The organism is Rhodoplanes tepidamans (genome assembly GCF_030813915.1).
In the GTDB taxonomy this organism is placed as follows: domain Bacteria; phylum Pseudomonadota; class Alphaproteobacteria; order Rhizobiales; family Xanthobacteraceae; genus Rhodoplanes; species Rhodoplanes tepidamans.
Genome location: NZ_JAUSUJ010000009.1, coordinates 1 through 24,533, shown reverse-complemented (window position 1 = coordinate 24,533; position 24,533 = coordinate 1). Strand labels below are relative to the sequence as shown.

Below are 24,533 nucleotides of genomic sequence, written 5' to 3'. Positions count from 1 at the left end.
GGCGCCCGGGACCGGTCAGCGCTTCGAGAACTGGAACGACCGGCGCGCCTTGGCGCGGCCGTACTTCTTGCGCTCGACGACGCGCGAGTCGCGGGTCAGGAAGCCGCCGCGCTTGAGCACGCCGCGCAGATCCGGCTCGAAATGGGTCAGCGCCTTGGAGATGCCGTGGCGCACCGCACCCGCCTGGCCCGACAGACCGCCGCCCGACACCGTGCAGGTGATGTCGTACTGGCCGTTGCGGTTGGAGGTGACGAGCGGCTGCTGGATCAGCATGCGCAGCACCGGCCGGGCGAAGTAGACCTCGATGTCCCGGTCGTTGATGACGACCTTGCCGGAGCCCGGCTTGATCCACACGCGGGCGACCGCGTCCTTGCGCTTGCCGGTCGCATAGGCGCGACCCTGCTTGTCGAGCTTCTGCTCGTACTTCGGCGCCTCGGCGACGGCGCCCGTCTTCAGGGCCGAGAGCTCTTCCAGCGACTGCATGGTCTCGGCCATGATCACGCGCTCCTTGCGTTCTTGCGGTTCAGGGCCGCGACGTCGAGCGGCTCGGGCGTCTGGGCGGCGTGCGGATGCTCGGGGCCGCGATAGACGCGCAGATTGCCGAGCTGCTGGCGGCCGAGCGGGCCGCGCGGCAGCATGCGCTGCACGGCCTTCTCGACGATGCGCTCGGGGAAGCGGCCCTCGAGGATCGACTTGGCCGAGCGCTCCTTGATGCCGCCGATGAAGCCGGTGTGGTGGTAGTACACCTTCTGCTGCACCTTGCGGCCGGTGAACACGACCTTCTCGGCGTTGACGATGATGACGTTGTCGCCGCAGTCGACATGGGGCGTGAAGGTCGGCTTGTGCTTGCCGCGCAGCCGCATCGCCACGATCGCCGCCAGCCGCCCCACCACGAGGCCGGTGGCGTCGATCATCACCCACTTCTTGTCGACCTCGGCAGGCTTGGCCGAATAGCTCTTCATGGCGTCCTGATCCGATGGTTGGATGTCTCGGTGGCGCGCCCGGGTCGAGCCGGAGCCCTGCCTGCGGGCACGCCGTCGGCGGGCGCCGGAAGGCCTCCACCGTGGCGGCGTGTCTACCGTCCGGGGCGGCCGGCGTCAATCCACAGATGTCAGAAATAGGGCATTGAAATCAGTGACTTGAAAATATGGTATTTTAATACCTAGACGGAATGCCTTGCCGGGATGGAGTAGGTGGCGGTCACATGGGCGACCGGATCGGGGTGCCCCTCCGAGAGAATCGCCACCTCGCCGACCGCCAGCCGCTTGCCGAGCTTCATCAGCTTGGCCTCGGCCAGCAGGTCGCGCTGGGCCGGCCGGCGCAAAAAGTTGATGTTGAAGCTGGTGGTGACCGCGAGCGGCACCGGGCCGATCGAGGCCAGCACGGCGACGTAGAGGGCGACGTCGGCGAGCGCCATCATCACGGGGCCCGAGACGGTGCCGCCCGGCCGCAGCATCTCGGGCCGGAAGGCCTGACGCACCCGGGCGCCGTGATACCATGCCGCCTCGATCCTCATGCCGCTCCGCGCGTTGAACATCTGCGGGAACTCGGCGGCCAGGAACACCTCCAGCTCGGCGACCGACATCGCCGCGGGGGGCTCGGCCTCGACAGGGGACGGCGGCGCATGGTCGTGCATGGCAGGAACGGTCCGGGGGCGGCAGGAGGGATTTGTCCCGGCGTCGACGCGCCGGGACGACGGAATGATCGCCGCAGGCGGCCCGGCGGAGCAAGCGTCTGCGTTCTTTCGCCCGCATCGGCCGGTGCCGCGCGGCCGGGCCTGTCGCACCCTCGCCCCCGCCCCGTCGATCCGACATGAGGAGCCCCGTCGTGGCCACCGAGACCCTCGCTCCCACCCCTGCCCCGCCCCTCGCCGCCCCGCTGCGCCGCGACGACCGGAACGGCGTCGCCCTGCTGGTGCTCGACCGGCCGAAGTCCCGCAACGCGCTCTCCGACGCGATGCTGGCCGCGCTCTCCGAGGCGCTGGCGGCGATCGCGCAGGACCGCAGCGTGCGGGCCGTGGTGCTGGCGGCCGAGGGGCCGGTGTTCTGCGCCGGCCACGACCTCAAGGAGATGACGGCGCACCGCGCCGACCCGGACCGCGGCCGCGCCTATTTCGCCGACCTGCTCGGCCGCTGCGCCGGCGTGATGCAGGCGATCGTGCGGCTGCCGCAGCCCGTGATCGCCGCGGTCCAGGGCACCGCGACGGCGGCCGGCTGCCAGCTGGTCGCCAGCTGCGACCTCGCGATCGCGGCCGCCGACGCCCGCTTCTGCACGCCGGGCGTCAGCATCGGCCTGTTCTGCTCGACCCCGATGGTGGCGCTGTCGCGCGCGGTCGCGTCCAAGCACGCCATGGAGATGCTGCTGACCGGCGACCTGATCGGCGCCGAGGACGCGCTGCGCTTCGGCCTGATCAACCGGATCGTGGCACCGGGCGCCGAGCGCGACGAAGCGCTGGCGCTGGCCGGGCGCATCGCCGACAGGTCCGCCGTGGCGATCCGCTTCGGCAAGGCGGCGTTCTACCGCCAGCGCGAGCTTCCGCTCGCCGAGGCCTACCAATATGCTGCCGAAGTGATGACCGAGAACATGCTGTCACGCGACGCCGAGGAAGGGATCGGCGCCTTCGTGGAGAAGCGCACGCCGCGCTGGGAGGATCGATGACCGACGCCGTTCCGTACACCGTACCGCTGCGCATCCTCACGAGCCGGCTCGACGCGCGAACCCTCCGCCGCATGCTGGTCGCCGGCGCCGCCTGGGGCATGACGGTATCGCTCGGGCTCACGGCGATGCGGGCCTGGAGCTGCGGCACCGTGTGTCTCGATGCTGCCGCATTCGACGTCCTGGTGACGGCCGCGATCGGCACCGTGACGATCGGGCCCCTCGCCTGCCTGCGCCGTTCGTCCGAACGTGTCCGGACGTGATAACGGCGAAGACGTGACGACGACCAACACGAGGAGACGACGACCCATGCGGAGTTTCGTTCTCACGACCGCGTTCGGCCTCGCCCTCCTGCTCGCGCCCGCCGCCGTGCCGGGCGCCCACGCCCAGTCGGCCCAGGACCAGCAGGCCTGCCAGTTCGACGCCCAGCAGTTCTGTCAGGAGGCGATCCCGGACCACGGCAAGGTCTATCGCTGCCTCAAGCGCAACGCCCGCAAGATCAGCCCCGCCTGCCGGGCGGCGATCAGCAAGAGCAAGGCCCCCCGTCGCAACCGGCCCGGAACGCCCTACTGAAGCGCGGCCGTCACGGCAGCGCCTGAACGGCACCGGACCGGCCTTGCGCCGGTTCGACCGTCACGCCCACACGGCGGCCGAGCCCGTTGAGCAGCCGGACGAGACGATCGATCGAGAAGCGTCCGAGGTCGGCGTTGCGGATGCGGGAGATGTCGGCGACCGTCACCCCGGTCGCCCGGTGGACGGCCGCAGCCGTGAGCTTCTTCTCCCGCATGACCTGGATCAGCTCCGCCGCGAGGCGGGACTTGATCAGCTCCGCGTCGGCATTCGGCAGGCCGACATCCGCGAAAGCGTTGCCCGAGCCACGCACCACCTCCAGAGGCTCGGCACGCGGGTGCTTCGTGGTCATGTCTCCTGCTCCCGAAGTCGCTTCAAGCGTTCACGGACGACGTCGATCTCGTGCTTCGGCGTCTCGATGCCCTGCGTCGACTTCTTCTGGAAGGCATGAACGACCCAGAGGTCGGTGCCGATCCGGACGGCGCAGACGGCCCGGAACGCATCGCGCCGATACGGAACGGCGATCTCGAAGACGCCCGGCCCCGAGCCCCTTCATCGGCCGGGCGAGGTCTGCCGTCTCGCCCTCGGCGGCGATCTCCAGCGCACGCGTCATTCGCCGCTGCACCTCGACCGGAAAGGCCCCGAACGCGGCGAGCGCCGCCTTCACCCAGGAAATACGCCGCGCCATCGACCGTCCTGCCGGCCCATATTGTCAAATCTGACAAAACAATCAAGACATCCCTCCTGCATCTTGCGCCGGGGCCGGGACTCCGTCACGAGACGGCGCATGACCCACGACGATTATCCGGACGCCTATGTCCGCGGCATTCTCACGACCTGCCGGACCATCGCCATGGTCGGCGCCTCGGCCAAGGACAACCGGCCGAGCTTCTTCGCCTTCAAGTACATGCTCGAGCGCGGCTACCGGATGATCCCGGTGAATCCGGGCCTGGCCGGCCAGCAGATCCTCGGCCAGACCGTCCATGCGCGGCTCGCCGACATTCCCGAGCCGGTCGACATGGTCGACCTGTTCCGCAACGCCTCCTACGCGGCGCAGACCCTCGACGAGATGCTGGCGATGACGCCCCGCCCCGGCGTGCTGTGGCTGCAGCTCGGCGTGCGCGACGACGCCACCGCGGCCCGCGCGGAGAGCCACGGCATCAAGGTGGTGATGGACCGCTGCCCGAAGATCGAGTACGGCCGCCTCTCCTCCGAGATCGGCTGGCTGGGCGTGAACTCGCGCACCCTGTCCTCGAAGCGGGCCCCGATGCCGCAGAAAGGCGTCCAGCGCCTGTCGCTCGGCCGGGTGACCACGGCGGGCGGCGACGTCGCGCGCGGCCCCGGGCCCGACGAGACGGGACGGAGCTGAGCCGGAGTTGCCGAACGGCAACAATCGGAAAAATAACGCAACATTTGGGAAGGCTACGGCGGGCGGCCGTATGCAGGCTCCGCGGCCCGGCCCGCTTTTCTTCTTTATTTCCCATAACCTGCCGGGCACTCACCCGACCGAGCCCAATTTCCTTAAATTTTGACTAATCCCGGCGCCTCGATACCATCCCGACGCGAGAGCATCGAATGCCGCGCGCACGCATACGATGATTTTTCAGCATCTCTCCGGGGTACGGGCGCGATGCTGGGAGCATCGGGAGCGCGGCCTGGTCGAAGAACGTGGTGGCGACATGCGCAAGGGACCTGGTTCGGCACGGGAGCTCTCCGGGCAGCCGCCGTCGAGACACGCTCTCGGCCCGGACTCCGCTCGCCACCGGACGCGTGGCGCAGCATCGGCGCGCGCGGCTGCCCCGTCGGGTCCGGCGGACGGGACAGCGGCATCCGCAGCCGGGGCGACCAGCCCCGTCGTTGGTCGGCCGGGCGGCAAGCGGCCGCACCGTCGTCTCCGCCCGGCGCTGCTCGGCACCAGCGCGCTCGTCGCTCTGTTGCCGGCGGCCGCCCTGTTCGCGCTTCTCGCCGCGACGCCGGCGCTGGCCGACGGTGGGCAAGGCACGGCCGGCCCCGGCGGCACCGACAGCGCGACTGGGCCGGGCGGAGTCGGAGCGGGCGACGGCGACGACATTTACGTGGGCGGTGGCGGCGGCGGTGCCGGCGTCACGGGCGGAGCGGGTGGAAGCGGAGGCGGCGCCGGAGGTGCCGGCGGTGCTTCCGCCGGCGCAAACGGCGGAAACGGCGGCGGCAGCAGCGGCGGCGGCGGCGGCGGCGGCGGCGGCGCGCATGGGTTCGTCGATGCGGTGTTGCCGACGCTGGCGGTGCAGGGCGGCAGCGGCGGCGGCGGCGGCAATTCCGGCAGTTATGACGGTGGCGGTGGCGGCGCCGGCGGCTACGGCGCGGTGATCACCGGCGCCGGCGCCCTGGGCACGCTGGGGGTCGACGTCACCGGCGGCAATGGCGGCGCGGGCGGCACCGGGAGTAACGGCGGCGGAGGCGGCAGTGGCGGCCTCGGCCTCCTGATCCACGGCTCCGCAACCAGCTTCAGCAACACCGCCACCATCAGCGGCGGCGCCGGTGGCAACGGCGGCGACAGCGTCAATTTCGGGTTCCCGCCGCCGGCCGCGGGCGGCTCCGGCGGCGCCGGCGGGGTCGGCGTCTCGGCCTCCGGCATCCTGCTCACCAACAGCGGCACCATCACGGGCGGCGCCGGCGGCACAGGCGGTGCCGGTGCCCCGGGGCTGGAAGGCGCCGCGGGCGCCGGCGGCGCCGGCGTGGTCGGTGCCGATCTCACCATCGTCAACAGCGGCAGCATCTCCGGCGGGCTGTCGGGCGACGGCGTCCGCGCCAATGCCATCACCTTCACGGGCGGCACCAACACCTATCAGCTCCAGGCCGGCGGGACGACCACGGGCAATGTCGTGGTGGCGGGCGGCACCGGCACGTTGCAGCTCGGCGGCACGACGAACAGCACGTTCGACGTCTCCGCCATCGGCGCCGCCTCGAACGGCTTCCAGGGCTTCACGAGCTACCAGAAGACCGGCAGCAGCACCTGGACCCTGACCGGCTCGACTTCGGCGACGACCTCCTGGCAGATCGACCAGGGCACGCTGTCGATCTCGTCCGACGCCAATCTCGGCGCCGCCGCCGGCACGCTGACCCTGGACGGCGGCACGCTGCAGACGACCGCGTCGATGACGTCGGCACGCGGCGTGACCCTCGGCACGGGCGGCGGCACGGTCGACACGACCGGCACGCTGACCCTCGGCGGGATCCTGTCGGGCGACGGCGGGCTGACCAAGACCGGCACCGGCACGCTGGTGCTCTCGGGCACCAACACCTATTCGGGCGGAACGACGGTCTCGGGCGGCACGCTCAACATCTCTTCCGACGCCAATCTCGGCGCCACGGGCGGGCTGATCCTGGCCGGCGGAACGCTGCAGCTCGCCTCGAGCCTCGATCTGGCATCGAACCGCACCGTCACGCTGGGCACGGGCGGCGGCACCATCGAGACCAACGGGGCGACGACGATCGCGCAGGGCATCGGCGAAAACGTCGCCGGCGCCGCCTTGACCAAGTCCGGCTTCGGAACGCTGACCCTCACCGGCGCCAGCACCTACACGGGCGGCACCACGGTGACGCAGGGCAATCTGAACATCGGCAACGGCGGCACCTCGGGATCCATTCTCGGCGACGTCGTCCTGGGCACGGCCACGAACCTCAATTTCAGCCGATCCGACGATTACACGTTTTCGGGCAATATCAGCGGGCAGGGCGCGGTTGGTGCAGGGGGTACGGGAACCCTGACGCTGACCGGCAACAACACCTACACCGGAGCGACCAGTCTCAGCGGCACGCTCAACCTCGGCAGCGCCGGCGCGATCGGCACGACGGGGACCATCTTCTTCTTCTTCGGAGGCACGCTGCAATACAGCGCCGCCAACCAGACCGACTACTCGTCGCGCTTCGCCACCAATGACGGTCAATTTTACTCCGTCGACACCAACGGTCAGAACGTCACCTGGGCCAGTAATCTGACGTCGTCCTTGGGCTCGCTCACCAAGCGCGGCGCCGGCAACCTCACCCTCTCCGGCACCAACACCTACGACCAAGGCACGACGATCAGCGCCGGCACCGTCACGGTCGCCAACAATTCCGCATTCGGCACCGGCACCGTGACGATGGCGGAAGGCACCACGCTGGCCTTCGCCAACACGGGCAACTACACGATCGCCAACAATTTCGTCATCAACGGCGATCCAATCTTCGACACCCCGACCGGCACCACCCAGACCATCTCGGGCGTGATCTCCGACGGTGGCACGCCCGGCGTCGTCGAGAAGATCGGCGACGGCACGCTGGTGCTGTCGGGCGCCAACACCTATTCGGGCGGCACCGTGATCAGCGCCGGCACGCTGGAGGTCGGGACCGGCGGCACGCTGGGGACCGGCGCCGTCGTCGACGACGCCGCACTGGTCTTCAACGCCTCCGGCGACCTCTCCGTCGCCAATGCGATCAGCGGCAGCGGCACCTTGCAGCAGCTCGGCACCGGCACCACCACGCTCACCGGCGCGCTCACCTACACCGGCCTCACCACCGTATCGAGCGGAGAGCTGGTGCTGGGCGACGCCACCCATTCCGTCACGTTGCCGGGCGACGCGACGGTGGCCAGCGGGGCCGGTCTCGCCCTCGTCAACGGCTCGCTCGGGACCGGCACGATCACCATCAGCTCGGGCGCCGGCCTCGTGGTCGGCGCCTCGGGGACCACCGCGACCGCCGGCAGCGCGACGATCCTCAACAGCGGCAACACCGCGTTCCAGTTTGCCGGCAGCGCCGGCACGGCCACCATCACCAACACCGGAATCGTCGACTTCACCGATACGGCGACCGCCGCCTCTGCCCAGATCACCAACAACGGCAGCGGCCTTCTGCAATTCCGCGGGAATTCGACCGCCGGCGACGCCACCATCACGACCAATTCGGGCGCGCCCGGCGGCGTGCTGGACGGCGCCGGCACGATCTTCGGCGGGAGCGCCAGCGGCGGCACGTCGCGGCAGATCGTCAACGCCGGCGGCCTCTTGGACATCACCGCCGCGGCGGCCGGCGTGACCATCGGCTCGCTCGAAGGCGCCGGTGTGGTGGCGGTCGGCGGCAAGATCCTCACGGTCGGCGCCAACGATCTCTCCACGACGTTCTCCGGCGTGATCCAGAACCTCGGCAGTCAGCTGGGCAGCGGCGGCCTCGCCGGCGGCCTCACCAAGATCGGCACCGGCACGCTGACGCTGTCGGGCACCAACACCTATGTGGGCGCGACGACCGTCTCGGCCGGGGCGCTGATCGTCGACGGCTCGATCGCCCCGTCGAGCAGCCTGACCGTCGATGCCGGCGCGCTGGTCGGCGGCAGCGGCACGCTGCCGAGCGCCACCGTGTCCGGAACGCTGTCGCCCGGCACCGGAACCGGCATCGGCACGCTCGCGGTCGCCGGCGATCTGAGCTTCGCCGCCGGCAGCACCTACCGGGTCGACGTCTCGCCGGCGTCGGCCGACCTCACCAATGTCACGGGCACGGCGACGCTCGCCGGCACCGTGTCGGCGCTGTTCCAGGCCGGCACCTACGTCACCCGCAACTACGTGATCCTGTCCGCCGCCGGCGGGCTCGGCGGCACCACCTTCGCCGGCCTCGCGACCACCGACCTGCCGGCCGGCTTCGTCTCCAGCCTGAGCTACACCACGACCGACGTGCTGCTGACTCTCTCGGCGACGCTCGGGCTCGGCCAGGACCTGAACGGCAACCAGCAGGCCGTCGCGACCGGGCTGAACAACGCCTTCAACGCCGGCGCCGCCCTGCCGGCCGCCTTCCTGCCGCTCTATGGCCTGACCGGGGCGCCGCTGGGCGCTGCGCTGTCCCAGCTCTCCGGCGAGCCGGCGACCGGCGCCATCCAGGCCGGCCTGCAGGCGACCGGCTCGTTCCTCGGCCTGATGCTCGACCCGTTCGTGGCCGGCCGCGGCGCCGCCGACGGCGCGGTCCCGGGCGGACCGGCGCTCGCCTTCGCGGGCGACACCTCTGCCCTGCCCGCCCAGGCGGCCCGCGCCTACGCCGCCGCGATGCCGGGGGTCTACACCAAGGCCCCGCCGGCGGCGCTCGCAGCCCCGCGCTGGACCGTCTGGGCCTCCGCCTTCGGCGGCCGCGCCACGATCGACGGCGACGCCGCGGTCGGCAGCCACGATCTCGACAGCCGCGTCTGGGGCGTCGCGGCCGGCGCCGATTATCGCCTGTCCGCCGAGACGCTGCTCGGCTTCGCGCTCGCCGGTGGCCAGACCAAGTGGTCCACGGGCGGCCTCGGGAGCGGCGCCTCCGACGTCTTCCAGGCTGGCCTCTACGGCTCGCATCGCTTCGGCCCCGGCTTCGTCTCGGCGGCGCTCGCCTATGCCTGGCACGACGCCACCACGACCCGCAGCATCACGGCGGTCGGCCCGGAGACGCTGGAGGGCCGCCTCCATCCGCAGGTGCTCGCCGCCCGGCTGGAGACCGGCTGGCGCTTCGGCGGCCCGACGCTCGGCCTCACCCCCTACGCGGCCGGACAGGTGCAGGCGTTCCGGATGCCGGGCTTCGCCGAGACCGCGACCTTCGGGCCCGGCACCTTCGCGCTCGCCTACGCGGAGGAGACCGTCACGGCGCCCCGCAGCGAGATCGGCGCCTGGGCCGACACCCGCTTCCTCACCGGCTGGGGCGAGCTGATCCTGCGCGGCCGCGCCGCCTGGGCGCACGACTTCCAGACCGACCGCCGCCTGACGCCGACCTTCCAGACGTTGCCGGGCGCGAGCTTCGTCGTCACCGGCGCCACGGCCGACGCCGACCTCGCCCTCGTCTCGGCCGCCGCCGAATGGCGCCTCGCCGGTGGCGTCGCCGTCATCGCCAAGGTCGACGGCGCGTTCGGCGACACCAGCCGCACCCTCGCCGGAACCGGAACGCTGCGCGTCACCTGGTGAGGTCGGGATGTGACGGAGTCCGGATGTGACGCTCCGCGTCACCAGATGGCGAGGAACATCTCGGCAAATTGGGCCCTCGACTTAGTTGCGGTCAGGAACGGCCTCGGGCGGCGGCCGGGCGCCGGCCTTCAGCCCCGCGAGCATTTCCTCTCCGGCGCTCGGCTCCAGCTCGGCCAAATACAGGCCTGACCAGATGTTTTTCTTTCCGACCGGTTTACCTGGCGACGGCATCGGGATCACGATCGGCACCGCGCCATACGTCGTGACGACCGGCTTCGAGTTGATGACGAAGTAGTAGGTCTTGCCGGCGACCACCTCCACCTCGTGCGTTACCGGCCAGGACTCGTTTCCGACGGAGAGCATGTGCCGTCCCGGCGGACGATCGGCTGCGAGATGCGATCCGCTGGCGACTTGGCCGATCTCGGTCCCGTCGACGCGCACCGGAATCAACACGATCGTCCCGGCCCACATGCGCTGACGGAGGACGTAGATGCGGCCCTTCCCGGCGGACAGCGATCGGTTCTGCGGCTCGAGCGCGGTCGTCTCGGTGCCGAACGTCGCGCAGGCGGCGAGCGCACCGCAGAGAAAGGCCACGATCGTCAAACGAAAAAAGCATCGCATGGGGCATTCTCGAAAAGCTCGAGACTCTATAACTTTTTTACTAGCTCTATAAAGGTCGCGTGACAATCCGGTGAAAGATCGGCCCGGTCGTGTCAGCGCCGGACATGCGGCGCAGCGGTGCGCCGCACCCGGCGCCTCGGCGGTGCGGCACACGTCGGGAGGAGAAACGACGTCCGCGAGGGCCGCACGGAGAAGATCGTTTTGCGTCGCGCCGCCCCGACGTGCCGATCGTCGCGTTTCACCCGCGCGCCTTGACGCCCCCCGACGGTGGGCTACACCGGGACCCGTCGATTTCCGCCCCCCTGGCCCCACGGAGCCATCATGACCGACCGCCAGCCCGGCTTTTCCACGCTCGCCATCCATGCCGGCGCCCAGCCCGATCCGACCACGGGCGCGCGCGCCACGCCGATCTACCAGACCACGTCCTACGTGTTCGACAGCGTCGACCACGCCGCCTCGCTGTTCGGGCTGCAGGCCTTCGGCAACATCTACACGCGCATCACCAACCCGACCAACGCCGTGCTGGAGGAGCGCGTCGCCGCGCTCGAGGGCGGCACCGCGGCGCTCGCGGTCGCCTCCGGTCACGCCGCGCAGGTGCTGGTGATGCACGCGCTGCTCACCCCCGGCGACGAGTTCGTCGCCTCGAAGAAGCTCTACGGCGGCTCGATCAACCAGTTCAACCACTCGTTCAAGAGCTTCGGCTGGAACGTGGTGTGGGCCGACCCGGACGACCTCGCGAGCTTCGAGCGCGCCGTGACGCCGAAGACCAAGGCGATCTTCATCGAGTCGATCGCCAATCCGGGCGGCGTGATCACCGACATCGCGGCGATCGCCCAGATCGCGCGCCGGGCCGGCGTGCCGCTGATCGTCGACAACACGCTGGCGACGCCCTATCTGTGCCGGCCGATCGAGCACGGCGCCGACGTGGTCGTGCACTCGCTGACCAAGTTCCTCGGCGGCCACGGCAACTCGATCGGCGGCATCATCGTCGACGGCGGCAGCTTCAACTGGTCGCGCGAGCGCCGCTACCCGATGCTGTGCGAGCCGCGCCCCGAGTACAACGGCATCGTCCTGCATGAGACCTTCGGCAACTTCGCCTTCGCCATCGCCTGCCGGGTGCTGGGCCTGCGCGACCTCGGGCCGGCGCTCTCCCCGTTCAACGCCTTCCTGATCCTCACCGGGATCGAGACGCTGCCGCTGCGCATGCAGCGCCACTGCGACAACGCGCTCGCCGTCGCCGAATGGCTGTCGAACCATCCGCGCGTCGCCTGGGTCAGCTATCCGGGCCTGCCGGGCGACCGCTATCACAACCTCGCCCAGAAATACGTGCCGAAGGGCGCCGGCGCCGTGTTCACGTTCGGCCTGAAGGGCGGCTACGACGAGGGCGTGAAGCTCGTCTCGAACGTGAAGCTGTTCTCGCATCTCGCCAACATCGGCGACACCCGCTCGCTGATCATCCACCCGGCCTCGACCACCCACCGCCAGCTCTCCGACGCCCAGAAGGTGCAGGCCGGCGCCGGCCCCGACGTGGTCCGCCTCTCCATCGGCATCGAGGACAAGGCCGACATCATCGCCGACCTGGAGCAGGCCCTGGCGGAGTGAGCCGCGTTTCGTCGAGAGGTCTGGACTGAACACGTCCTGGCCCGGCTCGTCCCGGCCATCCACGCCCTTACGTCGCAATGATCGAGGTCGTGGATGGCGGCGACGAGCGCGGCCAGGACGAGGCCGGGCGATCCGAAGTCCTCGTCGCCCGTCACGCCGCCCGGTGCACGGCGATGTCGATCTCGACGCCGAGCGCCGCGAACGCGGCCTCGATCTGCTCGAGCCGGGAGCGGTGATCAAGCCGGAACAGCCGGTCGACCGACTCGCGGTTCCAGCCGAGCCGCCGCGCCAGCTCGGCCCGGGTGATGCCGGCGGCCCTCAGGGCCCAGTACAGATGCACCTTGAGCGAGGTCATCATCGGCAGCCGTACCGTCGGCCCGGTCGCGTCGTCGGGCGCCGGGATGTTCTCGTTGTCTCCGATCATGCTGGCGAGCGCCGTCTCGATCGCGTCGACGGCGTGGCGACGCGCCTCCTCCTCGGTGTCGCCGAAGGTCGCGACGATCGGAAGCTGCGGACACGAGACGAGAACCGTACCGTTGTCGTCGGGAGTCAGTTCGATCCGGTAGGCGAGCATCACTTCAGCCCGAGCTGTTTCTTGATGGCGTTCACGAGGCCCGTGCCGAGCTCCTTGCGGCCGCCGTGCATCGGGAGCTCGGATTTCCGGTCACCGCGCCTGACGATGATGTGACCGGAGCCGCCTTTCTTGGTCTCGAAGGTGCAGCCTTGGGCCGCCAGCCACTTCTTGAGCTCCTGTGCGTTCACGACGGTAGCGCACTCGACACAACTGTTGAAGTCTACAGAACTGTAGAAACAACCCCGTTCGGTTGCAAGCCACCTGACGACACAAGTGCCGAACGCGCTGCTCTGCTTCGCGGCGCATCGACGCTTCTCTTCGGCCCGAACCCACCTCCCCGGCCGTTCAAACCATCGGGACCATCGGGGGATCGGACGGGATGAGCATCGAGACGGATCTGCGCGCCGCGGTCGGGCACTATTCGGCCGGGCGGCTCGCGCAGGCGGAAACGCTGTGCCGGCGCGTCGTCGGCCGGCAGCCGAAGCACGTCGACGCGCTGAACCTGCTCGCCGTGCTGTGCTGCCGGACCGGGCGGATCGAGGACGGCCTCGCCCTGACGTCCCGGGTGCTGTCGGTGAAGCCCGACAACCTGCAGGCCCTCGAGGTGCAGGGCGACGCCCAGACGGCGCTGAGCCGCGACGCCGCGGCGGCCGCGACCTTCGACCGGGCGGCGCGCCTGCGCCCCGGCGACGGCCGGCTGCGGGCCAAGCAGGCGGTGGCGCTGGCCCGCGCCGGGCACCTCGCCGAGGCGGTCGAGGCCTACCGGGCGGCGCTCGCCGCCGGCGCCGGGGGCGCCGACCTGCTGGCCGATCTCGGCCTCACGCTCGCCGCCCTCGGCCGGCGCGACGAGGCCGTCGCCGCCTTCCGGGCCGCCGTGGCGCGCGCCCCGAACCACGGCCGCGCCTGGGCGCTGCTCGCCGCCGCGCTCGCCGAGACGGATCCCGAACAGGCGCTTTCGGCCTTCGACCGCGCCGTCGCCGCGGGTGCCCGGAGCGCCGACGACCAGTTCAACCGGGCCCGGCTGCTGGCCGGCCTCGGCCGCTCCGACGACGCCCTCGCCGGCGTCGACCGCGCCCTCGCGGCCGATCCGCGGCACGTGCCGGCCCTCACCCTGCGCAGCGCCCTCCTGCACGCCACGGGCCGCTTCGAGGAGGCCGCCGCGGCGGCCCGGGCGGCCCTCGAGCGGCAGCCCGGGCACGGCCCGGCGCTGGTCAATCTCGGCAACGCCCTCGCCGATCTCGGCCGCGCCGACGAGGCGCTCGCCGCCTACGACCGGGCGGTCGCCGCGGCCCCCGCCGATGTCGATGCCGCCTACGACCGGGCCCGGCTGCTCGACGCCCGCGGCCGTGCCGCCGACGCCCTCGCCGAGGTCGAGCGCGCCGTCGCGCTGCGCCCCGGCCACGTCACCGTCCGCACCCTCCAGGCCGCGATCCTGTGCCGGCTCGGCCGCTTCGAGGAGGCCGTGGCGGCGGCCCGCGCGGCGCTCGCCGTGGATCCCGGCCACGTCCCGGCGCTCGGCCATCTCGGCAGCGCCCTGAAGGACCTCGGCGCGCTCGACGAGGCGCTGACCGTCCACCGCCGCGCCGTCGCGCTCGCCCCGGCCTCGGCCACGGCCCGCGCCAATCTCGCCGTCACGCTGCAGGCGACGGGCGACGACCCGGCGAGCCTCGCCGTGCTGGAGGAGGCGCTGGCGCTCGATCCCGACGATCCGGCGACCCGGCTGAACCTCGCCCTCATCCGAATCAGCCTCGGCGACCTCGACGCCGGCTGGTCCGGCTACCGGTCGCGCTGGCAGACCACCGGCCTCGGCTGGACGCCGAGCGACCACAAGCTGCCGGCCTGGGACGGCGGGCCGACGCCGGGCCGCGTGCTGGTGCTCGGCGAGCAGGGCATCGGCGACGAGATCATGTTCGCCGGGCTGGTGCCGCGGCTGCGCGACGGCGGCATCCGCTGCGCCCTGCAATGCGACCGCCGGCTGATCCCGCTGTTCGCGCGCTCCTTCGCGGACGTCGCGCTGCTGCCGCGGACCGGGGTGACGCAGGTGCCGGACGACCTGGTCGCCCTGGTGCCGTGCGGCGACCTGCCCGGCCTGCTGCGGCCCGACCGCCGGCCGGGCCCGTGGCTGCCGGCCGGGTTCCTGACGGCGGATCCGGCGGCCCGCGAGACGCTGCGGCGGCGCTACGGCGACGGCCGGCCGCTGGTCGGCATCGCGTGGCGGACCTCGAACCAGCGCACCGGTCGGCAGCGGTCGCTCGACCCGGCGCAGCTGCGGAGCCTCCTCGATACGCCGGACGTCCGCTTCGTCTCGCTCCAGTACGGCGATCCGGCGACCCTCGAGGCCGAGACGGGCGGGCTCGCGGTCGTCGACCGCGACCTCGACCAGCGCGCCGATCTCGACGGCTTCGCGGCCCAGGTCGCCGCCATGGACCTCGTGGTGACGATCGACAACTCGACCGCGCATCTCGCCGGCGCGCTCGCACGGCCGACCCTGGTGATGCTGCCGTTCGCCGCCGACTGGCGCTGGTTCCGCCACCGCGCCGACAGCCCGTGGTATCCGAGCCTGCGGCTCGTCCGGCAGCACCGGCCGGGCGACTGGAGCGAGGTTCTCGCCGCGGTGCGGGCGGCACTGGCGGACCGTGCCGGCGCGGCCGCAGCCTGAGCGCGGCGAGCGGACGGCCTCACGCCGCGTCGGTACAGGTCGCGCCCGGCTCCCGGCGCGACGGGCCGGCGAAGCGCGGAGCACGGCCGGCCCAGCAGACGCCGTTGCGGCCGTGGCCCTTCACCCGGTACATGGCCTGGTCGGCGGCGCGCAGCAGCGCCTCCATGCCGTCGCCGTCCTCGGGCGCCAGCGCGAGGCCGAGGCTGGCGCCGATCTCCACGACCTGCCCGTCGATCCGGTACGGCGCGGTGAGCGCCTCCAGGATCATGGCAGCGAGCGACTCGCGGCCGTCGGCGTGGCCGTCGCGCACCGCCAGCACGGCGAGCTCGTCGCCGCCGAGGCGGGCCGCCAGGTCGCCGTCGCGCAGGCAGCGCCGCAGCCGGTGCGCCACCCGCTGCAGCAGCGCGTCGCCGGCCGGATGGCCGAACGCGTCGTTGACCTCCTTGAACCGGTCGAGGTCGATGCTGACCACGGCGAACGGCGCGCCGCGCTCGCGCAGGGCGCGGACCCCCTCCTCCAGGCGGGTGCGGAACAGGGTGCGGTTGGCGAGGCCGGTGAGCGGATCGTGCAGCGCCATGTAGGCTATGCGCCGCTCGCTGGCGCGCCGCTCGGTGACGTCCGTGTAGGTCCGCACCATGCCGCCGTCCGGCATCGGCACGCAGGACACCTCGATGGTCTGGCCGTTCGGCCGGGTGCGCTCGAACACCACCGGTCCGGCGTCCGATACCTCGGCGGCGCTGCCGCTCACCAGCCGGTGGCTGCACTCGCGCGCCGAGCCGAGCTCGCCGCGGCGCGCCATCTCGGCGACCACGTCGGCGAAGGGCGGGCGGCCCGCCAGCGTCTCCTCCGGCACGCCGAGCAGGTCGGCGGCACGCCGGTTGACCACCGCGAGGCGGCCGGCCGGGTCGACCATGACGATGCCCTGCGAGATGTTGTCGAGCGTGGCGGCGAGCTCCTGCGAGGTGCGCCGCGCCACCGCCTCGCTGGCGTGCAGGGCCGCGGCGGTGCGCTCGAGCGCCATGCGCTGGCGCACCGCGAAGGCGACCGCCGCCAGCACCACCAGGGTCAGCATCGCGGCGAGCGCCGAGTAGACCTTGACGTACCGGGCGTTGTCGGCGAGCGCGTCGGCCGCCGAGATCGAGGCGTAGACGACCAGCGGCAGGCCCTCGACGCGGCGGAACGAGATGAAACGGACGACCCCGTCGATCAGGCTCGGCCCGACCACGCTGCCGACCGGCACCCGGCCGATGTTCTCGATCGTCGGCCACGGCCGGTCGCCCTTGCGGCCGATCAGCGGGGCGGCCGCCCCGGCGCCGGCCCGCACCACCCCGTCGGTGCCGACCAGGATGATCGAGCCGCCCTTGCCGACGTCGATCGAGGCGTAGAACTGCGAGAAGTAGTCGGCGTCCAGCGAGGCGACGACGACCCCCAGGAAGGCGCCGTCGGGACCGCGCAGCGGCCGCGACAGCTGTAGCGTCCAGCGGCCCGAGACCCGCCCGAACACCGGCGGGCTGATGTCGAGCGCATCGCCGGCCCGATCGCGGTGGATCTGGAAGTGACGGCGGTCGGAGAGGTCGACCGGCGCCGCCGGTGAGGCGCGGCTGTTCATCCGCAGCCGGCCGTCGGCACCGATCACCGAGAGCTGCACCGCCACGCCGCCGGGCGGCACCGCCTCGCGGGCGAAGGCGACGAGATCGAACGTGTCGGGGTTTCGCAGGATCTCGGCGCGGGCGAGCCGCAGGATCTGGTCCGACCCGGTGAACGCCCGCACCACGTGCTCCTCCACCACGCGGGCGAGATTGCGGGTGGTCTGCACCGCGACGGCCTGCAGCTTGTCGCGCTCGAGCGCGAGCTGGTAGCCGATGCCGAGCCACAGCAGGGCGATGGTCAAGACCCCGAGCGCGGTCGCCGGCTGGAGCAGGCAGCGCAGCGCCGGACGGGACAACACCGAACGAATCCGCGCAGACAGGGAATTCCACGACATCATCGCGGTGTTCTAGGCGCCGATGATTTCGCTTCCCTTATCGAAACGTCGCGAGAACACGAGCAAGTTTAACGCATTTTCGCCAGCACTTTCGAGCTTTTCCGGTCTCCGGAGGGAAACCGCGGCGGCCGTCCGGCGCGCGCCCGGGCCGGGCGCGAACCGGGATCCCCTTTCGCGCTTCATGCTCTATTCTGCCCCGGCTTCTCGTCCGGGGGTGCCCATGCGATTCCTGCTCCTCGCGCTCCTCGCCGCCGCCATGCTCGTGCTGCCGCCCTGCCATGCCTCGGCGCAGGAGCGCGTCGCCCTGGTGGTCGGCAACGGCGCCTATCGCCATGCCACCCCGCTCCCCAACCCGCCGAACGACGCCGCCGACGTCGCCGCGGCGCTGCGGCGGATCGGCTTCACCGTGATCGAGGGCCGCGACCTCGACAAGCACGGCCTGGAGGACCGGATCCGCGCCTTCGGCCGGGCGCTCGACCGCGCCTCGACGGCGTTGTTCTTCTATGCGGGGCACGGCCTCCAGGTCGCCGGCAAGAACTATCTGGTGCCGGTCGACGCCAAGCTGGAGCGCCCCGGCGACCTCTCCTTCGAGACCGTCGAGGTCGGCCAGGTGCTCGGCCAGATGGAGGCCGAGGCGCGGGTGAACCTCGTCTTCCTCGACGCCTGCCGGGACAATCCGCTGGCCCGCACGCTGGCGCGCTCGCTCGGCACCCGCTCCGCCTCGGTCGGCACCGGCCTCGCCTCGATCCAGAGCGCGGTCGGCACCATGATCGCCTACGCCACCCAGCCCGACAACGTCGCGCTCGACGGCGACGGCCGCAACAGCCCGTTCACGACGGCGCTGCTCAAGCACCTGCCGACGCCGGGCCTCGACATCGCGGTGACGATGCGGCGCATCCGCTCCGACGTCGTCGCCGCGACCCGCTCGCGCCAGGTGCCGTGGGACCACTCCTCGCTGATCGGCGACGTCGTGCTGGTGCCGGCGGCGACGCCACCCGCCGCCGGTCCCGGCCCGGTCGCCACGTCCACGCCGGTGGTGGCGCCGCCGCCACCCCCGTCGCCCGGCCCGGCCGCGACGCCGTCGCCCGGCGCCGAGCGCGGCCGCGACGCCGACATCGCCTACTGGACCTCGGTGAAGGACACCGGCGACATCGCCCAGCTGAAGAGCTACGTCGCCGCCTTCCCCGACGGCACCTTCGTGGCGCTGGCGCATCTGCGCATCCGCGAGATCGAGAGCCGCGCCGGCCGGCCGGCCGACGACGGCCGCACCAAGGTGACGGCGCTCGACCCCGGCGCCGGCGTGCCGCCCCGCCCCCGCTCGCCGCGGGAGAGCTGCGCCAGCCTGACGGCACCGGCGGGCACCGACCTCTACTGCGCCAGCTCGGTGCTCGCCCCGCAGTTCGGCAGCAGCTACGAGGTGCGCAACCTGTTCGCCGGCGATCCCGGCGCCGCCTGGGTCGAAGGCGCGAGCGGCGACGGCACCGGCGAGTGGGTGACGGTGGCGTTCGACGCCGAGCGGCTGGTGCGCGGCCTCGTCGTCAACAACGGCTACGAGAAGAGCGCCGACCTCTACGTCAAGAACGGCCGCGTGCAGACCCTGCGGCTGGTGTTCTCCGGCGGCGAGACGCGCAGCGTGACCCTGCAGGACCGCCTCGGCCCGCAGACCGTGACGCTCGACCGCCCGGTCCGGGCCCACTGGGTGCAGTTCGTCATCGACCGCACCTATCGCGGCACCCGCTACACCGACACGGCGATCTCCAAGCTGTCGGTGCTGTCGGAGCGGGCGCGGTAGCAGGCTCCGCGCGCGCCACCCTCACCGCGCCGCCAGCACCAGGTCCGGCGCCGGGGCTGTGGCGGTTCCCGGACGGGTGAGGCGTTCGGCGTGCAGGGTCGCGAGCCCCAGCACGACCAGCGCCGTGCCCTGGTGCAGGATCGCGAGGTCGAGCGGCACGCGGGCGAGCAGCGTCATCACGCCGATCGCGATCTGGACGACGATCGCGGCGGCGAGCGCCAGCGCGCCGGCCCGCACGCCGCGCTGCGCTCCGGCCGAGAGCAGCGCGTCGGCGAGATGCAGCACCGCGACCAGGGCCAGCGTGTAGCCGACCATGCGGTGGGTGAACTGGATGGTCAGCGTGTTCTCGAAGAAGTTGATCCACAGCGGGTCGGCGAAGAACAGGTCGCGGGCGCTCGGGATCAGCGCGCCGTCGATCAGCGGCCAGGTGTTGTGGACGAGCCCGGCCCGCATGCCGGCGACCAGCGCGCCGAAATAGATCTGCACCAGCACCAGGCCGACCAGCACGATCGCGCCGGCGCGCAGCCGCCAGGGCGCCGCCTCTCCGGGCCGGGCCCCCAGCCGGGCCGCGGTGAACACCAGCGCGGAAAAGATCACGCAGGCGAGCGTCAGATGGAAGGCGAGCCGGTAGTGCGAGACGAAGATGCGGTCGGCGAGCCCGGACGACACCATCCACCACCCCACCCCGGCCTGCACGGCGCCGAGCCCGAAGATGCCGGCGAGGCCGAGCTTGAGGCCGCGGCTCAGCGCGCCGCGCCACAGGAACCAGAGGAACGGCAGCAGGAAGACGAAGCCGGTCAGCCGCGCGACGTTGCGGTGGCCCCACTCCCACCAGTAGATCACCTTGAAGTCGTGCAGGCCCATGCCGCGGTTGAGGATCTCGTATTGCGGGATGGTCTTGTACTTGTCGAACTCGGCCTGCCACGCGGCCTCCGAGAGCGGCGGCAGCGCGCCGGTGACCGGCTTCCACTCGACGATCGACAGGCCGGACTCGGTCAGCCGGGTCGCCCCGCCGACGATCACGGTGAGAAACACGAGCCCCGCGACGGCGAACAGCCACAGACGGAGCGCAGCAGAGGAGCGATACGGCACGTCGGGATCCCGGGGGTTGGAGACGGCACAACGGTCACGCCACGGCAGGCCGGCGGATCGGACCGCGCCCGTGACCGCGCCCGCCTCGTCCCGGGACGGCCTGCGGCCGCTCACCGCCCCGAGGCGGAACGTCGGTGCGAATGACGCGAGTCCGAACCGGACGGCCGCTTGCGCGAGCCCGCACCGACCATATAGACCCTCGGTCGCGGGCGGCCAATGTCGGGCTCCCCGCCGCCGGCGCCCGGGCGCGCCGGAGAGCGCCGACACGGTTCGCGGCCGGGGCGCGGTCCGACCGACCGGCGACCCGCGCGATGGATCGAGGGACCGCCATGAAACGCCGCACGCGCCGCATCCTCGGGCTGTTCGGCCTCGTCACCCTGCTCCTGGTCTGGGGCTTCTTCGCCGTCGGCGCCGGGTACTTCTTTCTCGGCTCGGACAGCTGGGGGGTGAGGATGGCCTATTACGCCATCGCCGGCGCCGGCTGGCTGCCCTTCGCGCTGCCGATCGTCACCTTCATGGCGAAGCCGGACTGAGGCCGCCGGCGGCTACGCCGCCCGCTACGCCGCCCGCAGCTTGCGCAGGCCGTTCCACAGCGCCGTGCCGGCGCCGGAGACGAGCACGTCGACATAGCGGCCGCGCTGGAACTCGCCGTTGATCGAGATGCGCGGCAGCGCCGTCAGCGTCTCGGCGTGCTCGGGGAACAGCACGCCCGGCCGGGTCGTCACCGCGGTGGCGAAGCCGAGCTCGGCCGCGATGGCGAACTCGCGCGGGCCCGCCGCGGTCGGGTCGCCGTACGGATAGGCGAGATGGCGCGGCATCACGCCGAGCGCCGCCTCGAGCACGGCGCAGCCCATCTTCAGCTCGGAGCGGGCGACCGTGTCGCAGGCCTTGGCCAGCATCACGTGGTTGACCGTGTGGGCCCCGATGGTGACCAGCGGGTCGGCCGCGATGGCGCGGATCTCGTCCCAGCTCATGCACAGGGAGTCGCAGATCGCGGCGGTGTCGACCCGGTAGCGGGTGGTCAGCTCGCGCACCGCGTCGAGCATCTGCGCGTCGCTCGGCATCGCCCGCAGCCAGGCGTAGAGCAGCCGGAACGCCCCGGTCTTCGCCGCCGTGCCGGCGCAGTCGACCTTGCAGTCGCGGCCGTCCATCTCGAGCACGATGGCGTCGTTCTGCGCGATCACCGCCTCGAGCGCGGCCCACCACAGTTCGCCGAGCCGGTCCGGAAAGCTGGTCGGCACGTAGATGCAGAACGGGATGCCGTGCCGCCGGAGGATCGGATAGGCGAACTCCTTGTTGTCGCGGTAGCCGTCGTCGAACGTGAAGGCGACGAAGCGGCGGCCGAAGTCGCGCGCGGTCAGCCGCCGGTGCACCTCGTCGAGGCTGACGAAGTCGACGTTCATGCGGGCGAGCCGGGCGACGACGCGCTCCAGGAAGTCCGGCGTGATCTCCAGCAGCTGGTTGGGCTGGAAGCCGTCCGGCCGCGCCGGGCGCACGTGGTGCAGCATCAGGATGGCGCCGACGCCGCCGAGGAACGGCCGCATCAGCCGATGCGCGCCGGAAAAGTACAGAGCCTCGAGACCCGACCGTATGATGGCTCGCTTCAACTGGTGCACGTCCTGCGTCCGTCGAGGCCAAGGCTTCGCGTCATGCGTTACCATGATGCGCGAGAGTGCGGGGCGGCGCCAAGCGGGTGCGGCGAACCGACCCAGCGACGACGCTCCGCCGGACCGGCCGGCCTCCTGCCGGCAGGCCCGTCCTGCGGTATCAAACCACCGAGGGCGCCGACCGGCCGCCCGCCCCGGCGAGAGGTGCGACCGTCGTGATCCCCCATTGCGGCTATACCAACGCTTTGTTGATTTTTCTTTGCCAGGGTCGCGGCAGCAACGTTCCAGAAAACCGGACGGGTCCCGCATGAGCGTCGTCGCGCTGTCCGCCGCCCACGAGACCGGCTCCGGGCCGGCCCTGGCCGAGCCGTGCGGCGACGCCGCCGGGCCGGTGGCCGGGATCGCCTTCGCGGACGGCATCGCCGCCGCCCTGCCGGCGTGGCGGGCGCTCGCCGACGGCGGCGCCGTCGCCACCGCGTTCCAGCGCGCCGACTGGATCGACGCCTGGCAGCGCCATGTCGGCGACCGCGAGGGCGCCCGCCCGGTGATCGCCATCGGCCGCGACCGCGCCGGGGCGCCCTGCTTCCTGTGGCCGTTCGTGGCGACCCGCGGCGCCGTCACGGTCGCCCGCTTCCCGGGCGGCGCCCATGCCGGGCTCAACATCGGCCTGTGGCGGCCCGACGCCGCCGCCGCCATGACGGCCGCGACGCTGTCCGACCTGCTCTCGCGCACCGGCCGGCGCCACGGCATCGACGTCTTCGCCCTCACCCGCCAGCCGCCGCGCTGGCGCGGCCTCGCCAACCCGTTCGCGCTGCTGCCGCACCAGCCCTCGGTCGACGACGTGCCCGCCGTGACCTTCCCGACCGGCGGCGTCGACGACGTCATGAAGGCGGTGGTGACGCGCGACATGCGCGGCCGGCTGCGCACCAAGGAGCGCAAGCTGGAGAAGCTCGCCGGCTACCGCTACCGGCGGGTCGCCAGCGAGGCCGAGGCCGAGCGGGTGCTCGACGCCTTCCTGGCCCAGAAGGCGGCGCATTTCGCCGCCCAGGGCATCCGCGACGTGTTCGCCGCGCCGGGCGTCGCCGCCTTCCTGCGCGAGAGCTGCCGGGCCGGCCTCGCCGAGGGCTGGCCCGCCGTCGCCCTGCACGCGCTCGAATGCGACGACGAGGTGATCGCCGTGATGGGCGGCGTCGCCGACGGCCACCGCTTCTCCTGCATGTTCAACTCGTACACGACGAGCGAGAACGGCCGCTGGAGCCCGGGCCTGATCCTGATCACCCACATCCTGCGCGACTGCGCCGAGCGCGGCCTCGCCGGCTTCGACCTCGGCCCCGGCGCCGCCGGCTACAAGAGCTTCTTCTGCCGCGAGCCGGAGAACCTGTTCGACAGCGTGATCGGCGTGTCGTGGCGCGGCCGCGCCGCCGCCCTCGCCCTGTCGTCCGCCGCCGCCGCCAGGCGCCGCGCCAAGGAAAGCCCGCTGGTGATGTCCCTGGTCCAGCGCCTGCGCCGGGGCACCGCGGGCGGCGGGTGAGGAGCGCGCCCGCGGCGCGCCGCGGCGGACGAACGGGCTTCGTCGTCCCGTGAGGATGCACACGGGCTATCCGCCGGCCTTCGCGAGACGGAGGTCGTCGTGATCGAAAGCGGACGCCATCCGGTCGATGGCCGCCTGCGCCAGCCCCATACGCTCGGCGACCTGCCGCCATTCACGAACCGCCGCGGCCACCTCCGCGGCGATCGTCCTCGCCTCCCCGGCCTTCAGCCCGAAATACGCGGCATGGTCCATGGCGAGTTGAAGCGAGGCGCTCGGGTCGTCGGGATCGATGGAGGTGGCGAGCACGCGCGGACGAATGTCCACGGGCACCGGGTTCATGTCGTAGGCGGGCGACAAGCGCCAGCCCTTCGGCCCCTCGTAGAGGAAGCCGTGGTTGCGAAGGTGATCGTCGGTGTTGGAGATCAGCACATTGAGCACGATCCGGCGCCAGAGCTGAACGAGATCCGCCTTGGGCGCGGCGCCGTTGCGGCGAAGCGCCTCGGCGATCTCGAGATAGCTGTGCGGCTCGTTGTCGGCGGCGCCCAGCATGCTCATCGCGGAGACGAACGGGATGCGCCCGCCCGCTGTCCGATCGAACCGCCGGAGCAGGAGCGCGGCCTTGTCGCCGACGGGCACGACGCGCCAGCCCGGCACGGTCACGCCGGCCCGCGCGGCGAGGCCGAGCGCCACGGCTTCCCACAGGACGATGTCGATGCTGTCGTCGCGATGCGCGAACTTGGCGATCGCGAGATGGCCGTCGGACTCGCGCACCGACGCCTTCGGGCGGGCGCCGCCCAATGACGACCCCGGCGCGATGAGCAGCGAGGCAGGGCAAGAACTCGACTTCATGCCGCGAGGCGGATTTGCGCGCGGGTGACGGCGGAATTTCGGGCGAATCCGATCCCGGAGCGAGTCAG

Annotated in this window: 22 protein-coding genes; 10 read left to right on the top strand and 12 right to left on the bottom strand. The window is 72.1% G+C overall.

The window, feature by feature from the left end; translation table 11 throughout:
- Window positions 1-15: 15 nt before the first annotated feature.
- The 3 genes from rpsI to J2S22_RS12285 all read right to left on the bottom strand — a co-directional run bounded on the left by rpsI (window position 16) and on the right by J2S22_RS12285 (window position 1,636).
- Window positions 16-495 (bottom strand): 30S ribosomal protein S9, encoded by a 480-nt coding sequence (gene rpsI / locus J2S22_RS12295; RefSeq protein WP_272780091.1) that lies wholly within the window; start codon window positions 493-495, stop codon window positions 16-18.
- Window positions 496-497: 2 nt separating this feature from the next.
- A complete protein-coding gene (gene rplM, locus J2S22_RS12290) occupies window positions 498-962 on the bottom strand; it encodes a 50S ribosomal protein L13 (RefSeq protein ID WP_272780092.1) in 465 nt (154 codons plus the stop codon).
- Between the two features lie 200 nt (window positions 963-1,162).
- Window positions 1,163-1,636 carry a PaaI family thioesterase gene (locus J2S22_RS12285; RefSeq protein WP_272780093.1) on the bottom strand — a complete coding sequence of 158 codons (474 nt, stop codon included), beginning with the start codon at window positions 1,634-1,636 and terminating at the stop codon, window positions 1,163-1,165.
- Window positions 1,637-1,812: 176 nt separating this feature from the next.
- On the opposite strand from J2S22_RS12285, the gene J2S22_RS12280 reads away from it, so the two are divergent.
- From J2S22_RS12280 to J2S22_RS12270, 3 genes are read left to right on the top strand one after another with little or no spacing between them, the layout of a single operon-like run.
- Entirely contained in the window at window positions 1,813-2,658 is an 846-nt protein-coding gene (locus J2S22_RS12280; RefSeq protein WP_370878205.1) for an enoyl-CoA hydratase, read from the top strand.
- Entirely contained in the window at window positions 2,655-2,918 is a 264-nt protein-coding gene (locus J2S22_RS12275) for a hypothetical protein (RefSeq protein ID WP_272780094.1), read from the top strand. The genes J2S22_RS12280 and J2S22_RS12275 overlap by 4 nt, the downstream gene beginning before the upstream one ends.
- Before the next feature lie 46 nt (window positions 2,919-2,964).
- Entirely contained in the window at window positions 2,965-3,228 is a 264-nt protein-coding gene (locus tag J2S22_RS12270) for a cysteine rich repeat-containing protein (protein ID WP_272780095.1), read from the top strand.
- A 10-nt stretch (window positions 3,229-3,238) separates the two neighbouring features.
- Here J2S22_RS12270 and J2S22_RS12265 read toward each other — a convergent pair whose 3' ends face one another.
- Both J2S22_RS12265 and J2S22_RS12260 read right to left on the bottom strand, forming a co-directional pair.
- Window positions 3,239-3,577: a helix-turn-helix domain-containing protein gene (locus tag J2S22_RS12265; protein WP_272780096.1), complete on the bottom strand. Its 339-nt coding sequence runs from the start codon at window positions 3,575-3,577 to the stop codon at window positions 3,239-3,241.
- Window positions 3,574-3,750, bottom strand: a complete 177-nt coding sequence (locus J2S22_RS12260; RefSeq protein ID WP_272780111.1) for a type II toxin-antitoxin system RelE/ParE family toxin — start codon at window positions 3,748-3,750, stop codon at window positions 3,574-3,576. Before J2S22_RS12260 ends, J2S22_RS12265 begins: the two co-directional genes overlap by 4 nt.
- Before the next feature lie 262 nt (window positions 3,751-4,012).
- On the opposite strand from J2S22_RS12260, the gene J2S22_RS12255 reads away from it, so the two are divergent.
- On the top strand, window positions 4,013-4,594 hold the full coding sequence (locus J2S22_RS12255; RefSeq protein WP_272780097.1) for a CoA-binding protein: 582 nt from the start codon (window positions 4,013-4,015) through the stop codon (window positions 4,592-4,594).
- A gap of 877 nt (window positions 4,595-5,471) precedes the next feature.
- Window positions 5,472-10,154, top strand: a complete 4,683-nt coding sequence (locus tag J2S22_RS12250; RefSeq protein ID WP_272780098.1) for an autotransporter domain-containing protein — start codon at window positions 5,472-5,474, stop codon at window positions 10,152-10,154.
- An 81-nt stretch (window positions 10,155-10,235) separates the two neighbouring features.
- Here the strand turns inward: J2S22_RS12250 and J2S22_RS12245 are convergent, their stop codons facing one another.
- Window positions 10,236-10,748 (bottom strand): DUF2846 domain-containing protein, encoded by a 513-nt coding sequence (locus J2S22_RS12245; protein WP_272780112.1) that lies wholly within the window; start codon window positions 10,746-10,748, stop codon window positions 10,236-10,238.
- A 348-nt stretch (window positions 10,749-11,096) separates the two neighbouring features.
- On the opposite strand from J2S22_RS12245, the gene J2S22_RS12240 reads away from it, so the two are divergent.
- Window positions 11,097-12,377, top strand: a complete 1,281-nt coding sequence (locus J2S22_RS12240) for an O-acetylhomoserine aminocarboxypropyltransferase (RefSeq protein WP_272780099.1) — start codon at window positions 11,097-11,099, stop codon at window positions 12,375-12,377.
- Between the two features lie 151 nt (window positions 12,378-12,528).
- Here J2S22_RS12240 and J2S22_RS12235 read toward each other — a convergent pair whose 3' ends face one another.
- Window positions 12,529-12,951, bottom strand: coding sequence for a type II toxin-antitoxin system HicB family antitoxin (locus J2S22_RS12235; protein ID WP_272780100.1), 423 nt, complete (start codon window positions 12,949-12,951; stop codon window positions 12,529-12,531).
- Window positions 12,951-13,139, bottom strand: a complete 189-nt coding sequence (locus J2S22_RS12230) for a type II toxin-antitoxin system HicA family toxin (protein WP_272780101.1) — start codon at window positions 13,137-13,139, stop codon at window positions 12,951-12,953. Before J2S22_RS12230 ends, J2S22_RS12235 begins: the two co-directional genes overlap by 1 nt.
- Window positions 13,140-13,330: 191 nt before the next feature.
- Between J2S22_RS12230 and J2S22_RS12225 the strand changes: the two genes are divergently transcribed.
- Window positions 13,331-15,610, top strand: coding sequence for a tetratricopeptide repeat protein (locus J2S22_RS12225; protein WP_272780102.1), 2,280 nt, complete (start codon window positions 13,331-13,333; stop codon window positions 15,608-15,610).
- A 19-nt stretch (window positions 15,611-15,629) separates the two neighbouring features.
- On the opposite strand, the gene J2S22_RS12220 is transcribed toward J2S22_RS12225, so the two are convergent.
- A complete protein-coding gene (locus tag J2S22_RS12220; protein ID WP_272780103.1) occupies window positions 15,630-17,558 on the bottom strand; it encodes a bifunctional diguanylate cyclase/phosphodiesterase in 1,929 nt (642 codons plus the stop codon).
- 256 nt (window positions 17,559-17,814) lie between these two features.
- On the opposite strand from J2S22_RS12220, the gene J2S22_RS12215 reads away from it, so the two are divergent.
- Window positions 17,815-19,386 (top strand): NADase-type glycan-binding domain-containing protein, encoded by a 1,572-nt coding sequence (locus J2S22_RS12215; protein ID WP_272780104.1) that lies wholly within the window; start codon window positions 17,815-17,817, stop codon window positions 19,384-19,386.
- 21 nt (window positions 19,387-19,407) lie between these two features.
- Here the strand turns inward: J2S22_RS12215 and J2S22_RS12210 are convergent, their stop codons facing one another.
- A complete protein-coding gene (locus tag J2S22_RS12210) occupies window positions 19,408-20,478 on the bottom strand; it encodes a COX15/CtaA family protein (protein WP_272780105.1) in 1,071 nt (356 codons plus the stop codon).
- Between the two features lie 329 nt (window positions 20,479-20,807).
- On the opposite strand from J2S22_RS12210, the gene J2S22_RS12205 reads away from it, so the two are divergent.
- Entirely contained in the window at window positions 20,808-21,011 is a 204-nt protein-coding gene (locus J2S22_RS12205) for a DUF2842 domain-containing protein (RefSeq protein WP_272780106.1), read from the top strand.
- A 24-nt stretch (window positions 21,012-21,035) separates the two neighbouring features.
- On the opposite strand, the gene J2S22_RS12200 is transcribed toward J2S22_RS12205, so the two are convergent.
- Window positions 21,036-22,094, bottom strand: coding sequence for a polysaccharide deacetylase family protein (locus tag J2S22_RS12200; RefSeq protein WP_272780107.1), 1,059 nt, complete (start codon window positions 22,092-22,094; stop codon window positions 21,036-21,038).
- 298 nt (window positions 22,095-22,392) lie between these two features.
- Here J2S22_RS12200 and J2S22_RS12195 point away from each other — a divergent pair, with 298 nt between their 5' ends.
- Complete coding sequence (locus tag J2S22_RS12195; protein ID WP_272780108.1) at window positions 22,393-23,616, top strand: GNAT family N-acetyltransferase; 1,224 nt, start codon at window positions 22,393-22,395, stop codon at window positions 23,614-23,616.
- A gap of 66 nt (window positions 23,617-23,682) precedes the next feature.
- On the opposite strand, the gene J2S22_RS12190 is transcribed toward J2S22_RS12195, so the two are convergent.
- Window positions 23,683-24,465, bottom strand: coding sequence for a type II toxin-antitoxin system HipA family toxin (locus J2S22_RS12190; protein ID WP_307155830.1), 783 nt, complete (start codon window positions 24,463-24,465; stop codon window positions 23,683-23,685).
- Window positions 24,466-24,533: the final 68 nt, after the last annotated feature.